Annotated in this window: 16 protein-coding genes; 4 read left to right on the forward strand and 12 right to left on the reverse strand. The window is 69.7% G+C overall.

What is annotated here, in order from left to right; genetic code table 11:
* Nucleotides 1-207 precede the first annotated feature (207 nt).
* The 3 genes from secD to BM228_RS08540 form a co-directional block, all read right to left on the reverse strand.
* Entirely contained in the window at nt 208-1,812 is a 1,605-nt protein-coding gene (gene secD, locus BM228_RS08530) for a protein translocase subunit SecD (protein WP_092038989.1), read from the reverse strand.
* A gap of 57 nt (nt 1,813-1,869) precedes the next feature.
* Complete coding sequence (gene yajC / locus BM228_RS08535) at nt 1,870-2,205, reverse strand: preprotein translocase subunit YajC (protein ID WP_092038991.1); 336 nt, start codon at nt 2,203-2,205, stop codon at nt 1,870-1,872.
* Between the two features lie 120 nt (nt 2,206-2,325).
* A complete protein-coding gene (locus tag BM228_RS08540; protein WP_092038993.1) occupies nt 2,326-3,210 on the reverse strand; it encodes an alpha/beta fold hydrolase in 885 nt (294 codons plus the stop codon).
* Between the two features lie 124 nt (nt 3,211-3,334).
* Here BM228_RS08540 and BM228_RS08545 point away from each other — a divergent pair, with 124 nt between their 5' ends.
* On the forward strand, nt 3,335-3,727 hold the full coding sequence (locus BM228_RS08545) for a YidB family protein (RefSeq protein ID WP_092038995.1): 393 nt from the start codon (nt 3,335-3,337) through the stop codon (nt 3,725-3,727).
* 80 nt (nt 3,728-3,807) lie between these two features.
* Nucleotides 3,808-4,149, forward strand: coding sequence for a YidB family protein (locus tag BM228_RS08550; protein WP_092038997.1), 342 nt, complete (start codon nt 3,808-3,810; stop codon nt 4,147-4,149).
* Nucleotides 4,150-4,228: 79 nt separating this feature from the next.
* On the opposite strand, the gene BM228_RS08555 is transcribed toward BM228_RS08550, so the two are convergent.
* The gene (locus tag BM228_RS08555; protein ID WP_092038999.1) at nt 4,229-5,677 is read right to left on the reverse strand and encodes a peptidoglycan DD-metalloendopeptidase family protein; all 1,449 of its coding nucleotides are present in this window, start codon (nt 5,675-5,677) and stop codon (nt 4,229-4,231) included.
* A gap of 190 nt (nt 5,678-5,867) precedes the next feature.
* Here BM228_RS08555 and BM228_RS08560 point away from each other — a divergent pair, with 190 nt between their 5' ends.
* Nucleotides 5,868-6,434: a GNAT family N-acetyltransferase gene (locus BM228_RS08560; protein WP_092039148.1), complete on the forward strand. Its 567-nt coding sequence runs from the start codon at nt 5,868-5,870 to the stop codon at nt 6,432-6,434.
* Between the two features lie 54 nt (nt 6,435-6,488).
* Here BM228_RS08560 and BM228_RS08565 read toward each other — a convergent pair whose 3' ends face one another.
* The 8 genes from BM228_RS08565 to BM228_RS08600 form a co-directional block, all read right to left on the reverse strand.
* Complete coding sequence (locus BM228_RS08565; protein ID WP_342030169.1) at nt 6,489-6,779, reverse strand: hypothetical protein; 291 nt, start codon at nt 6,777-6,779, stop codon at nt 6,489-6,491.
* A 326-nt stretch (nt 6,780-7,105) separates the two neighbouring features.
* Nucleotides 7,106-8,383 (reverse strand): porin, encoded by a 1,278-nt coding sequence (locus BM228_RS08570; protein ID WP_092039003.1) that lies wholly within the window; start codon nt 8,381-8,383, stop codon nt 7,106-7,108.
* A gap of 223 nt (nt 8,384-8,606) precedes the next feature.
* A complete protein-coding gene (locus tag BM228_RS08575; RefSeq protein WP_092039005.1) occupies nt 8,607-9,455 on the reverse strand; it encodes a 23S rRNA (adenine(2030)-N(6))-methyltransferase RlmJ in 849 nt (282 codons plus the stop codon).
* A gap of 67 nt (nt 9,456-9,522) precedes the next feature.
* Nucleotides 9,523-10,185: a ribonuclease T2 family protein gene (locus BM228_RS08580; protein WP_092039006.1), complete on the reverse strand. Its 663-nt coding sequence runs from the start codon at nt 10,183-10,185 to the stop codon at nt 9,523-9,525.
* A gap of 2 nt (nt 10,186-10,187) precedes the next feature.
* Nucleotides 10,188-10,649, reverse strand: coding sequence for a hypothetical protein (locus BM228_RS08585; RefSeq protein ID WP_092039150.1), 462 nt, complete (start codon nt 10,647-10,649; stop codon nt 10,188-10,190).
* Nucleotides 10,650-10,851: 202 nt separating this feature from the next.
* Entirely contained in the window at nt 10,852-11,145 is a 294-nt protein-coding gene (locus tag BM228_RS08590) for a type II toxin-antitoxin system RelE/ParE family toxin (protein ID WP_092039008.1), read from the reverse strand.
* Nucleotides 11,138-11,416, reverse strand: a complete 279-nt coding sequence (locus BM228_RS08595) for a type II toxin-antitoxin system ParD family antitoxin (RefSeq protein ID WP_092039010.1) — start codon at nt 11,414-11,416, stop codon at nt 11,138-11,140. The genes BM228_RS08590 and BM228_RS08595 overlap by 8 nt, the downstream gene beginning before the upstream one ends.
* 64 nt (nt 11,417-11,480) lie before the next feature.
* A complete protein-coding gene (locus BM228_RS08600; protein WP_092039153.1) occupies nt 11,481-12,470 on the reverse strand; it encodes an extensin-like domain-containing protein in 990 nt (329 codons plus the stop codon).
* A gap of 213 nt (nt 12,471-12,683) precedes the next feature.
* On the opposite strand from BM228_RS08600, the gene BM228_RS08605 reads away from it, so the two are divergent.
* The gene (locus BM228_RS08605) at nt 12,684-13,916 is read left to right on the forward strand and encodes an amidase (protein ID WP_092039011.1); all 1,233 of its coding nucleotides are present in this window, start codon (nt 12,684-12,686) and stop codon (nt 13,914-13,916) included.
* Nucleotides 13,917-13,941 lie beyond the last annotated feature (25 nt).

Below are 13,941 nucleotides of genomic sequence, written 5' to 3' on the forward strand. Positions count from 1 at the left end.
TGTCAGCACCGGCACGATCCCGTCCCACCCGCGACCTCATCCTGAGGTGCTTGCGCCCCGCGCAAGCCTCGAAGGAGGCCTCCAGGCTGCGCGCGGTCCCTGGATCCCTCCTTCGAGGCCCGCTGGCGCGGGCACCTCAGGATGAGGTTCGGGGTTTGGAGCGGCGGATCACACCGGCGGCGATGCATCTCCCGAAAGGAAGTTCATTCAGAACGGCAGGGCCTTTGGCCTGAACGTCTTATACCACACCGCGATCATCATCCGGGTCAGCGTCACGGCGGTGATGACCGTGGTCAGGATGCCGAGGATGAACACCACGGCAAACCCCTTCACCGGCCCGGAGCCGAGGAAGAACAGGATCAGCGCGGCGATCGCCATGGTCGAGTTCGAGTCGATGATCGTCGCGAAGGCGCGGTCGAAGCCGGCCTGGAGCGCGGAGATCAGCGAGCGGCCGGCATGGCTCTCCTCGCGCATGCGCTCGTAGATCAGCACGTTGGAATCCACCGCCGTGCCGATGGTGAGCACGATGCCGGCGATGCCCGGCAGGGTCATGGTGGCTTCGAGCACCGACATCAGGCCCAGGATCAGCCCGACATGGACCATCAGGGCGATGTTGGCGATGAAGCCGAAGGTCCCGTAGGTGGCGAACATGAAGCAGACCACCAGGCCCGCCGCCACCAGGGTCGCGAGCTTGCCGGCCTGGATCGAGTCCCGGCCGAGGCCGGGGCCGACGACGCGGCGCTCGACCACGGTGAACTTCGCCGGCAGGGCGCCGGCCCGGAGCAGGACCGACAGGTCGTTGGCCTGCTGAACCGTGAAGTTGCCGGTGATCTGGCCCGAGCCGCCGGTGATCGCCGAGCGGATCACGGGAGCCGAGACCACCTCGTTGTCGAGCACGATCGCCATGCGCCGGCCGACATTCTCCGAGGTCGCCTGGCCGAAGCGCTGCGCGCCGCGCAGGTTGAATTTGAAGCTAACCATCGGCTCATGCGACTGCTGGTCGAAGGCCGGCTGGGCGTCGGTGAGCTCGCCGCCATCCGCCATGACCCGGCGCTCCACCGGGACCTTGGCGCCCTTCTCGTCCTTGGAGGGCAGCATGTCGACGTCGCCCGAGGGGCTGTCGGCGAGCATGCGGAACTCGAGCTTGGCGGTGGAGCCGAGCAGCTTTTCCAGCCGCTCCGGGTTCTGCTCGCCCGGCACCTGGATCAGGATCCGGTCGGCGCCCTGCTGCTGGATCGAGGGCTCAGTGGTGCCGGTGGAATCCAGCCGGCGGCGGATGACCTCGATGCCCTGGCTGACCGCCCGGCGGGTGCGGTCGGTAATGCCGGCATCGGTGAGCGTCAGGCGGATCACGCCGCCGGGCTGCTCGGTGATGTCGAGGGTGCGGGCCGCGGTCTGGCCGATCGAGGTGGTGATTGGCAGAGACAAGTCCTGCAGCTTCGGCAGGACCTTGGCCCGGGCCGCGTCGTCCGCGACCTTCACCTGGACGCCGCGCTGGAGCAGGCCGATGCCGCCATCGGCGCGGACATTCTCCTGCTGCAGGGTGCGGCGCACGTCGTCGCGCAGGGCCTTGGCCTGGGAGGCGATCAGCTCGTTCTGATCGACCTCCAGCAGCAGCTGCGAGCCGCCCTGGAGGTCGAGGCCGAGGACGATGCCCCGGGTCGGGACGATCCAGGTCGGGAACCAGGACGGCAGGCTCGCCACGAAGCCCTTGCGCTGCTCGGGCGAGAAGAAGCTCGGCACCGCGAGCATCAGGCCGATCAGGATCGCGGCGAGGGTCGTGATGATCTTCGCACGGGAGAAGCGCAACATCGGCCGGTGTTTTCTCTTTCAAGCCGGCAGGTTACGCCGGCCGCTTCATGGGAGGTGTCAGGCGGCCTTGGCCGGCCCGCCCTTGGCGCGGACCTCGGAGATCATCGTCCGGACGACCCGGACGCGGACGTTCGGGGCGATCTCGACCTCGATCTCGGCCTGGTCGTCCACGGCCTTCGTCACGCGCCCGACGAGGCCGCCATTGGTGACGACCGTGTCGTCCCGGCGCACCGCCTTGATCAGCGCCTGGTGGTCCTTGACCCGTTTCTGCTGCGGTCGCAGGATCAGGAAGTACATGATCACGAAGATCAGGACGAACGGGATCACCTGAAAGGCGATCTCCGCTCCGCCAGCGGCCGAAGCGGCCCCTTGCGCGAAGGCGGGGGTGATCAACGAGCGTCTCCTGCGATTGGCACGCAGGCCTGCCGCCGATTGCGGCGTCCGCAGACCTGTCGAAAAGCGCGCGGACTATAGCCACGGGCTTCCCGAAAGCAACGCCCCGCGCTCAGGCGGTCACAGCAGCTCGAGAACCGCCTTCGCGAAGGCGTCCGGCGCCTCCTGGGGAAAGTTGTGGCCGACCCCCGCGACGATGGCGCGCCGGTAGGGCCCGGTGAAGCGCTCCGCGTCGGTGTCGGTGGCCGGCGGCGGTCCGACCCCGTCATCGGCCCCGAGCAGGACCACCGTCGGCACGGCGATCTCGGGCTGGGCCGCCAGCTGGGCCTCGATCTCGATGAGCGCCGGGTCGCCGGGGACCAGGCCGAAGCGGTGGCGGTAGGAATGGACCACCACGTCGACGAAGTCCGGGTTCGCTTCGAAGGATCGGGCGGTCCGCGCAAACGTCTCTTCGGAGAATCGCCAGGTCGGCGACCAGAGCCGCCACAATAATTCGCAGAATTGCGCGCGGTTGGCCGCCAAGCCGGCACGGCCGCGCTCGCCGTGGAGGTAGTACTGGTACCACAACCTGTGCTCGACATCCGGCGCGGCCGGATTGCCGGCGGCCGGGATATTCTGGATGTTGTAGCCCACGCCGCAGCTCACGAGACCCGCCGCCCGTCCCGGCCAGAGCGCCGCCACCACGCAGGCCGCGCGGCCGCCCCAATCGTAGCCGGCGAGCACTGCCCGCTCGATCCCCAGCGCGTCCAGGAAGGCCAGGAGGTCGGCCCCGAGGGCTGCCTGCTCGCCGGAGCGCAGGGTGGCGGAGTCGCGGAACCGGGTCGGCCCGTAGCCCCGCAGATACGGGATCAGGCAGCGGACGCCCTTCGCCGCCAGAAGATCGGCCGCTGCGTCGTAGGCGTGGATGTCGTAGGGGAAGCCGTGGAGCAGCACGGCCGGCTTCCCGTCATGCGGGCCGACCTCCCGGTAGGCGACGTCCAGAACACCGGCCAGCACGCGCTTCACGGATCGCTCCTTCGATGCGTCATGCACTCTAACGGATTTCCCGCGCAATTGCCGCATCCGCTCTTGTCGGCAGCCGGCCGCGCCCGACCTTCGGCGCGATGCTGAACTCGGGAGACACGACGCGATGGGCCTGCTCGACGGTGTGAAGACCATGCTCGACGACGTGGTCGCGGCGGCCGACCGGGCGGTGGTGCGCACCGGCAGCGGCAAGCTCGCCTTGGCGCTGGCCAAGTTCTATCCCGGGGGCCTCGTCGCCTTCCTGGACCGCCTGCGCGAGACCGGCCACGGCGACGCCGTCGACTCCTGGATCGCGTCGGGCGAGAACAGGCCTGTGCCGGCCTCGGCCATCGCGCAATGCCTGCCGGACGCGGTCACCGACCGGCTCGCCTACGACCTCAACCTGCCGGCCGGGCGGGTGGCGACGGCGCTGGCCGAGTTCCTCCCCGCGGCGGTCGCGGCCCAGAGCGAGGACGGCCGCCTTAAGCCGCAGCCGAACTTCAGCACCCAGATCCGCTGATTTTTTTGTCTGTACCGGCCCTCGGCCAAGCCGGGCGGCGCCCTAAAATCGTCCTGCGTCGGGATCGACAGGAGGACCAGATGAGCATGCTCGATAGTCTCGGCGGTTCGCTGGGGCAGATGGCGCTCAAGGCGTTGCCCGGTATCCTTCAGCAGGTCCTGCCGGGCGGCCTCAATGCGCTGCTCGATCAGCTCCGCCGCTCCGGCTACGAGAGCCAGGTCAATTCCTGGCTGGGCCGCGGCCCCAACGAACCGATCACCGCCGACGACCTCCAGAAGGTCCTGGGCAACGAGCAGGTCCGCCAGATGGCGCAGAAGCTCGGCATCCCGGTCGACCAGCTGTTCCCGACCCTGGCCAGGACCCTGCCGGAGGCGGTGGACCACCACAGCCCCGACGGAACGCTGCAGGTGCCCAAGGCCTGATCGCACGACGCTGGCGGCGACAACGAAAAACGGCGGCCCCTTCCGGGACCGCCGCATGTTTCGCTTCGAGTGCGCCGCCTCAGTTGCTGGCGAGCTGGGACATCGGGTCCACGGGCGAACCGCCCTTGCGGATCTCGAAGTGCAACTGCGGCGAGGTCACGTTGCCCGAGGCGCCGGACTTGGCGATGGTCTGGCCGCGCTTGACCTTGTCGCCGGGCTTCACGTCGATCTCGCCGTTATGGGCGTAGGCCGAGACGAAGCCGTTGGCGTGACGCACCAGCACCAGCTTGCCGTAGCCCTTCACGTCCGAGCCGGCATAGGCGACGGTGCCTTCCTCGGCGGCCTTGACCGGCGTGCCTTCCGGCACCGCGATGTTGATGCCCTCGTTGCCCGAAGTGCCGTAGCCCGAGATCACCCGGCCCTTGGCGGGCCAGCGGAAGCTCTCGGACGGGCTCGCATCGGCGACGGAGCCGGTGGCGGCGGGCTCGGGCTTGGCCGGTGCGGCGGCGGCGACCGGCTTCGGCGCCTCCTTGGCGGCGACCTTCTCGGGCTTCTCGGCGGCGGCGGCCTTCTGCGCTGCTTCCTTGGCGGCCTTGGCCTCGGCGAGCTTCTGGGTGGCCTCGGCCTTCGCGGCCGCCTTGGCCTCGGCTTTGGCTTCCTGGGCCTTCGCCTCGGCCTTGGCCTTCGCGTCCGCCTTCGGATCGGCCTTCTTCTCGTCCGCCTTGGCGACCTGGCCGGGGCGGACATGCTTCTTCTTGTCGGCCTCCTTCGGGGACGCCTCCTTGCGGGACTTCTCCTCGGCCGCCTTGCGGGCGGCCGTATCCCGGGCGAGCGCCTCCTTGCGGTCCGCTTCCTTCTCGGCGGCGGCCCGCTTGGATTCCTCGCGCTTGGCTTCCTCACGCTTGGCCGCCTCCTTGGCCTCCTCGCGCTTCGAGGCGACCTTGGCTTCGACCTGCCGGGCGTCCTCGCGCTTCTCCTCGGCGGCCCGGGCCGGACGCGCGGTCATCGGGGCTGCGGCCGGGTTCAGCCCGGAGGCGTTGTAGACCGGGATCACGATCTGCCGGCCGGGGGTGATCTGGCTGGCATTGGACAGACCGTTGGCCGACAGGATCGCCGAGGCGGGCACGCCGAAGCGGTTCGACATCTGGTTCAGGCTGTCGTTCTTCGACACGGTGATCTGGGTGCCGCCCTGCGCGCTCCAGCCGGGGGTGCCGGTGGAGGCGACGCGGGTGGCCGGCGCGGCCGCCGGGGTCGGGGCCGGGATCGCTGTGGCGGCCGGGCGCGGGGCCGCGCCGGGGGCGCCGAGCGCCTCGGACTGGATCCGGCCAGTGCGGATCGCCGGCGCCGGCTTCAGGCCGCCCTCCGGCAGGCTGCCGGTGGCGGCAGGCTCCGACGAGAAGGGGTTGGAGAATGGATTGCTCAGGCGCGATGCGTCCGAGGAACAGGCGGCGGCACCGCCGCCGATGATGCCGATGAGGGCGACGCGCGACAGCGTCCGTAACCCTCGACCCGTACCGCGCACCCGCATCGACGCACCCGTTTGCCTGACGCAACTTGATGCCCCAATGAAGACGGATTCAGGTTAAGCAACCGTTCCCGTCCGGCTTATCGGTGAGCGCGTCGCGCTCCGTTCGACAAGTCGTCGAAGTCTTCGCGGGATGAAACCCGGGGGCCTGACCGTGCCTTTTCCGGCCCGGGCGCCACCCCACATCGAAGCGATGTTTACCATCCGCGCCGCCCGCGACAGCCTCGCCGACCTGCCCCGGCTCGAAACCGCCCGGCTGTCGATCGCCGCCCTGCGGCCCGAGGATGCCCCGGACCTACGCCGGCTCACCGACGACCCCGCGATCACCGCGGCGGTCGATTTCCTGCCGACGCCCTTCACGGTGCGCGATGCCGAAGACCTGATCCGCAGCGGCGCCCGCGGCCAGGACCGCTTCCTCGGAGCCTGGATGCGCCCCACGGAGGCGCCGCAGGCCGGCGCTCAGGCCTCCGCGGACCCGGCCGGGCCTGACCTCGTCGGCGTCGTGGGCACGCATCTGCGCGGCTCCGGGGCGATCGAGATCGGCTACTGGGTGGGGGGTGCGGCGCGTGGGCGCGGCTTCGCCTTCGAGGCGGTCTCGGCGATCGTCGCGCTTCTCGCCCGACGATTCCCGGCGCGCATCATCGTGGCGGAATGCCGCCCCGGCAACGTCGCGTCCTGGGGCCTCCTGCAGAAGCTCGGCTTCCGCGACACCGGCGAGGAGGGGCACCGTCCGGGCCGGCGCCTGCTCCAGCGCGCCTGAACGGCACCGACCGGAATCCCGCCGGCCGGGCGGACAACCGGTCGGCAGCCTCCGTCAGTTCACGGCCTCGACCGCCTCGGCCGGCGCGGCGTCCCCGGCCTTCTTGGGCCGCCGCGGCTTCTTCTTGTGGCCCTCGACCTTGATGGTCCGCTCGTCCTCCGACACGCGCTCGACGAGGGCGAAGCCGTGGAGCTCGGCGACGCCGACGACATCCTGCGACCGCTCCTCGGTCAGGGCATAGAAGGCCGCCCGCACGATATCCTTCTTGGACGCATCCGGATGCTTTTCCCGGACGGCGGCGCGCAGCGCCTTCGGCGTCATGCCGGGCGTGGCGATACTGCGCAACGTGTCCGACAAAACTTTGATCAACGGCATTTCCAAAAGTCCTCGACCCGTCCGCTTGCGACGGGAGAGTGACACTACGTGATAGCCCCCTGCCGCCGCAAGTTCCGGGCGCTTTGCGCCTTACCTATACTGTCTTACGAGAACAAGATACATCACCAATATTGAGAGACTAAAACAAATCTGTATTTCTATTCATAAGTCGATGCGCGATAGGCTCGGCTTTGCGAAACGATTTCAGATTTTTCCACACGCACGAAAAAACCCCCGGGCTCGCACCCGGGGGTTTTCAGGACACTCCGGCCCGAAGGCCGGTATCGCACGTCCGGTCAGAAGGTGATGCCGGTCTCGACCATGTAGCGGTCCTGCGAGGTGCGGTTGCCGGTGCGGCCGAAGCCGGTGCCCAGCGTGCCCTCGGCGAGGTTCCCGCGGGTGATGCCGCCCAGCTCGACATGGGCGTATTCGACCCGGAAGAAGTAGCGGTCGAACGTGAAGGTCGGGGTGACGGTGACCGAGAAGGCGTTGCTGCCGGCGCCGAAGCCGAGCAGGTTCGTCCCACCGGAGCCGCGCACACCGGTCTGCTCGGTGTACTCGACGCGGCCGGCCAGCGAGAAATTGTCGGTGAAGGAGTAGGCCGCCAGCAGGGCGCCGCCATAGGTCGAGGCGGTGTTGCTGATCCCGACGCGGACGTCACGCTCGACGTTGGTGAACTGGAAGTACGGCGAGACGATCCACGGACCGTTCGCGTAGGTGTAGTTGATGTTGAAGATGCCGCTGTTCTGCTGCGCGTTCGGCGTGGCGAACTGGTAGCGGGCGCTGCGGTCCAGGGCGTTGGTGCGCCCGACGTTCAGGCCGCCGTTGACACCGACCGTGTTGTAGTCGTCGAGCTTGTAGGCGACGTTACCGGTGAACCAGGTGATCTCGTTCGAGAAGAAGCCGTCGGTGCCGGCGAGCGAGACCGAGAGCGGGCCGCTGCTGTAGTTGACCTGCACGCCCTGGTTGATGAAGTTCTCTTGGACGAACAGGAGGCCGCGGTTGATGTTCAGGTTCTGGTAGGTGAACAGCAGCTCGGTGCCGATCAGGGTGAACATCCGGCCGCCCTGGACCGACCATTCATCGTTGATCTGGATCTTGCCGTAGGCGACGGGAACCGGGCCGAACAGCAGATCGGTCTGTGTGAACGTCCCGAGTGTGGGGAAGCCGAGCTGCGGGATCGAATAGCCGCCGGCCTGGATGTAGAACTGGAACGCGCCCTCGGGCTTCTGGATGATGCCCTGGATGTTCGAGAAATCGAACCGCGCGGCGCGATCCCGATCATTGGGAGCAGCCGGCGTCGAGAACGACGCGAACGGGTTGGTCTGGGTGTAGCCGTAGCCGGTGACGGCACCGCCGACATAGAGGTCACCCAGCGGACCAGCCGAGAAGCAGGTCGGGTTCGGGTTGGCCTTGATCGTGCCGGCATAGGTCGGGCCCAGCAGCGTGGCCTTGCAGGGCTCGGCCGGAGGCGCGACGGGAACAGGTGCCGGAGCTGCCAGGTCGGCCGCGAGGATGCTGGTCGAGGAGAGCAGCACGGTGGCCAAGCCGGCCAGGGTGGATCGCTTCAGCATGGTGTCGCAGCTCGTTGAAATTGGTTCCCGGCCAAGCTGACACCGACCCGCCGATGACACAAAAGCAAACAAACAGCACTTGCCTAGTTTTTAGTCATTCTTGGGCTCTCGGCGCGGGTCGGCCGGGAAATGTGGCTTTATCGCCACAACAGAGTTGGCCGCCCATGTATGAAAGGTCTTAAAGAATTGTTCCGGCTCACCAGCCCGAATCAATAGTGACGAATCAGCTCTCACGGCCAAGCGAATCGCAGCGAAACCCGCCGAACTCCCCGCGGGCCAGCCGCTGAGCGAGGGCCGGCAAGAACAGCAGCGCCTCTTCGGCGAGGCGCCAGGGCGGATTGACCACGATCAAGCCGCTTCCGCACAGCCGGGTCGGGTCGTCCGGCCGGTCGATCAGGAGGTCGAGGCGCAGGGCCGGGCGGGGCAGGGCGGCGTCGAGGTCGCGGACCATGCGGTCGATCGCGGCCGCGTCCTTGATCGGGTACCAGGCCAGGAAGATCCCAGTCGGCCATTTCGCCACCGCCCGGGCGAGATGGCTGCCGAGCCGGTCGATCTCGCCCGGCACCTCGTAGGGCGGGTCGATCAGCACGAGGCCGCGGCGCTCCGGGGGCGGGATCTGCGCGTTGACCGCGGTCCAGCCGTCGAGGCTCAGGACCTTGGTGCGCCCGTCGCGCTCGTAGCGCGCGTGCAAGGTCGCGGCATCCTCCGGGTGGAGCTCGACGAACACGCCCTTGTCGCCGGGCCGCAGAGCCTCGCGGATCATTGCGGGCGAGCCGGGATAGGCGGTGGCGCCGTAGCGGGCCTGCACCGCCGCCACGGCCTCCCGGTAGGGCGCGAGCAGCGCCTCGACGTCAGGCGCGAAGGGCTCGTCCATGCGGCCCCAGCCGTCCCGCCACTCGCCGGTGCGGGAGGCCTCGTCGGCGGTCAGGTCGTAGATCCCGAGGCCCGCAAAGGCGTCGAGCGCCCGGAACGGCTTGTCCTTGAGGCGGAGATGCGCGAGCACCCGCGCCAGGACGAGATGCTTGAGCACGTCGGCATGGTTGCCGGCGTGGAAGGCGTGCCGATAGTTCATGGCTGCGCCCTGAAGCGGATCCTGGGTGCACGGTCCAGCGGCAAACGCCCGAACCGGCTAAAAAAATTCAGCGGGCGGCGTCCAGCGTCACCTCGGGCGCGCGGCAATTGCCGCGGGCGACCTCGGGGCAGGGGGTGAAGCCGCGCAGGTCCTTGGAGAAGCAGATCCGCACCTCCTGGAGTTGCCCGCGGGTGCAGGTCACCGCCATCATGTCGGGGCGCAGGCCGCGATTGGCGGCCACGAATTGCCGGGCGATCTCGATCGGCGCCAGGCTCTGCGGGGCGCCGCCGCCCTTGAGCCCGTCGGGGATCGTCACGGCGAGGCGCGCATCCCGGGCGGCGTTGAAATAGGCCGCCGGGTCGAGGCCGGAACAGGTGCCGTGGGCGCGCCACTCGTGCCGGGCGAGCCCCTCGCTCGGATAGACCTGCCCGGCGACTTCCAGCGCCTGACGGGTCGGCGCGCGCTCCACCGCGGAGCAGTTCTGCGGGTAGCCGCGGGCATATTGCGGCCAGAGCCCGTGGACCACGAAGCCGAGGCCGCGGCCGGGGGTGCATTGCACGTCGTTCCGGCGCTCGCCGACGCTCGCGCAGTAGTTCGGCGACCACGACAGGGCCAGCACGTAGAAATCGAAATCGCCCGGCGCGCCCCGGCGGCTGAAGCCGCCGACATCCTGGGCGGCGGCCGGCCCGGCGAGCAGCAGGCCGGCGAGGCAGGCGGCGCGGACGCGCATGGTCAGGGGCGCGCCATCCGGCAGGCCGTGGCGTAGGCGTAGGCCAGGTCGCGGTCGAGGCCGTGGACGCAGAACTCGACGCCCCAGGTCGCCCCGATGATGCCGAGGCTCTCGCGCACCGAGTAATCGACCTTGCGGCGCACGCCGTCCGAGGTGGTGACGGTGGCCGAGCAGAACCGGCGGGGATACGTGTCCAGCCCCCAGGGCCGCCAGGCGGTGCGCTCGATCGTGTCGAAGGACCGGATCGTCATCGACGAATTCCAGTACTTCGCCTCCTTCTCGGCGAAGTTGGTCGAGACCCGCTCTAGGACGCTCGGGTCCTGGCAGCCCGGGATCTGCGCGTCGAACGGAAAGATCCGCTCCTCGGCGGGCTCGATGTCCTCCCGGGCCGAGCGGGCCAGGGCCGGCTGCGCGGCGGAGAGGAGGGCCAGCCCGAGGGCCAGGCTGTGAAGGATCGGGCGCATGGCGCGTGCCTCGGCGGGGGTGCTGTCCTGCATGCGCGAGACGATGGCTCGGCGGGGGCGCCAGTCAAGTCGACTTAGGATTGAACCGGCGGTTTACCGGGCGGTGCGGCCCGGCGGCCACGGTGCCGGGGCAGGGCGCGGCGACCATGCCCGCCCCCTGGACGAAGCCGGGTTGCCAGGCCGGGAAGGCGTCCGCGGATCGTCAAGGCACGAAGTCGGAGGCGTCCAGATCCAGATATCGGCTGCGGATCCGGACGAGGTCGATTCCGGCGGGCGTCGGCTGATAGAACAAGACGTAGTTTCCAACCGCGATGCTTCGCAGCGCTTCAGCCAATTCCGGTCTCGCGCGGCCGATCAGCGGGCGATCGGCGACCAACACGAGCTTGGCCTGAATCTGATCGACCAGCCCGGCTGCCCGCACGTCGTCCTGCGCGATGTAAGCCCAGATTTCCACAAGGTCTTTTTCGGCGCGCGGGCGCCGGACGATGCTAGTCACCGCGCTCGGAAACGGATTGCACGGCGGCCAAGCGGCGGCGGCCTTCGGCCTTGACGGCTTCGATATCCAAGGGCGCGGAGGGACCGCTGTCCAAGCCCTCGCGGATATCCCGACGGAGCGCCTCAAGCTTGGCGGCACGACGCCGCTCGCGCTCCTCGACGAGGCGGAGCCCGTCGCGCATCACGTCGCTCACCGATGCGTAGCGCCCGGTCGCCACCATCTCGCGCACGAACTGCTCGTCCTGCTCGTCCAGGATATAGCTCGCCGGCATCGCCCCCTCCGCGGAAGCCGCGAGACTACCACCTCGCGATCGTCCCGCAATCCGGGGCCGCGGCTCAGTAGATCGGCCCCGTGCTCGGCGGCGGTGCGCCGAGCTGCAGCGGCTCGTCGTAATCCTCCACCGGCTCTTCCGGGGCGGCCGCGGCGATGCGCGGCGCGGGCCGGACCGGCGGCGCGGCGGTGTAGGCCGTGGCCGCCGGCACGCGGGCCGGGGTGCGGGCGACCTGGGTCGGGCTCGCGGCCTTCGACATCGGCGAGACGCCGTAGGGATCGTCCTCCTCGATATCCACCGGGGCCTGCGGGGCGGCCGGCTGGCGGGTTGGCGGGACCGGGCGGGACAGGGGCCGCTCGACCCCGGTCCCGAGCTGAGGCGTGAACTTGATCAGTGGCTGGCAGATCCGCTTCAGCCCGCGCGGGTCGTGCCGGGCGAGATCGACGTGGATGTGGTCGTAGTGGAACACGTTCGAGCCCGGGGCCAGCACGGTCGTGAAGCGCTGGCAGGCGCCCAGAAAGATCTCGCGCAGAAAGCCCTGCTCGGCCTCCGTCCCACGCCAGCCGCCCTTGATCGTGATGACGTGGCCGTCGGCGAGCTTGATCGACATCACGTCGATGGCGTTGCCGAAGCCGTGCTCGGAGAGCTTGGCGCCGGGCTGGTTGTTGCGCCCGCGGCAGGAATAGGAGCCGGCGTTGATCTCGGCCACCGGCACGCCGAAATACAACTCGGCCGCCGGCTGGATCGTGTCGGCGAGCCAGGCCTCGGCCTCGGCGAGTGCCGGGCAGCCCAGCGTCATCCGCTGCTTCATCACCACCGTGCCGCCGGCGAGCCGCGTTACCCGGAAGGGCTGCTGCATGCCGCACGGGCCCGGCCCGTCCATCGCCGCGATCGGCGTGATGAACTCGGTCGGCTCGACCAGCTTTTTGGCCAGGCAGACCTGCTCCGCCTGATCGCGCCACGGGTCGCGCCGCTCGAACCGATTGATCGAGCACGCGGTGAGCCCCGCGCCGAACAGCGCCAGGGCCGAGAACAGGGATACGCCACGCCACATGACCCGGACGATGCGCACGACTGCGTAAAGCGTTCGTCAACGCCGATTCGAGAATGGCCCGGCCTGTGGCCTCCGAGAACCGTCCCCGATCGCCGAGCGATCGGAGACGGTTCCCAATCCTTGATGTGACGCGCTCGCTGACGCCGAACCGGCCTCCACTTCGGCGGCGAGCGCTTGAGTTGACAGGGGCCCGGCCCGGGGACTGAATACAGAATGCTGTCAATCCTCGATCTCCGCGCCCGCATCGAAGCCGGCACCCTGACGCCCTCGGGCGCGATCGACCTGTGCCGCGCGGCGATCGCCGCGCGGGAGCCGGAGCTGCGCACGCTGGTGACGCTGGACGACAACCCGACCATCCCGGAATCCGGGCCGCTCGCCGGCATCGCGGTGGGCGTGAAGGACATCATCGACAGCGCCGGCCTGCCGACCCAGATGGGCTCCGCGCTCTACGCGGGCTGGCGGCCCCGAGGCGACGCCTCCGTGGTGGCGCGCCTGAAGGGCCTCGGCGCGGTGGCTCTGGCCAAGACTACCACCACGGCCTTCGCCAGCAGCGACCCCACCGAGACGGTCAATCCGCACGATCCCGGCCACACTCCGGGCGGGTCCTCGGCGGGCTCCGCCGCCGCAGTGGGGGCGGGGCTGCTGCCCCTGGCGCTCGGCACCCAGACGGCGGGCTCGGTGATCCGGCCGGCGAGCTATTGCGGTTGCGCGGCGGTGAAGCCGTCCTTCCGGCTGATCCCGACGGTCGGGGTCAAAACCTATTCCTGGGCGCTCGACACGGTCGGCCTGTTCGCCGCCGGGGTCGCGGACGTCGCCCACGCCCTGGCGCTGGTCACCGGCCGCCCGGAGATCGAACGGGCCGAGGCGGGCTCGGCGCCGCGCATCGGCCTCGTGCGGCAAGATTTTGCGGAGGCGCCGGAGCCGGAGGCCGAGGCCGCCCTGGCCCGAGCGCGGCAGGCCGCCGAGCGGTCGGGGGCGCAGGTGACCGACGTGACGCTGCCGCCGGAGCTGGCGCTGGCCTGGGAGCGCCACCGGATCATCCAGAATTACGAGGGCCGCCTAGCGCTCGCCTGGGAGTACGAGTCCCATCGCGATGCGCTGCCGCCCCGGGTCCGGGAGCATCTCGATGCCGGCGCGGCGATCGCCGCCGCGGAATACGACGATGCCCGCCGCCACGCCCACCGGGCCCGCCGGGTACTCAAGGGCCTGTTCGCCGAGTACGACGCGATCCTGACCTTCTCGGCCCCCGGCCCGGCCCCCGCGACCCTGGCCTCCACGGGCGACCCGCGCTTCAACCAGCTCTGGACCCTGATGGGCGTGCCCTGCGTGAACGTGCCGGTGCCGGGCGAGCGCCTGCCGGTGGGCGTCCAGGTGATCGGCCGCTTCGGTGACGACGGCCGGGCGCTGGCGGTGGCCCGGATGATCGAGGATGCGCTACGCGGCTGACGGGCCGCCAGCGCCGAGCGCAAAG

Origin of the sequence: Methylobacterium pseudosasicola, from assembly GCF_900114535.1 — a bacterium.
GTDB classification, from domain to species: domain Bacteria; phylum Pseudomonadota; class Alphaproteobacteria; order Rhizobiales; family Beijerinckiaceae; genus Methylobacterium; species Methylobacterium pseudosasicola.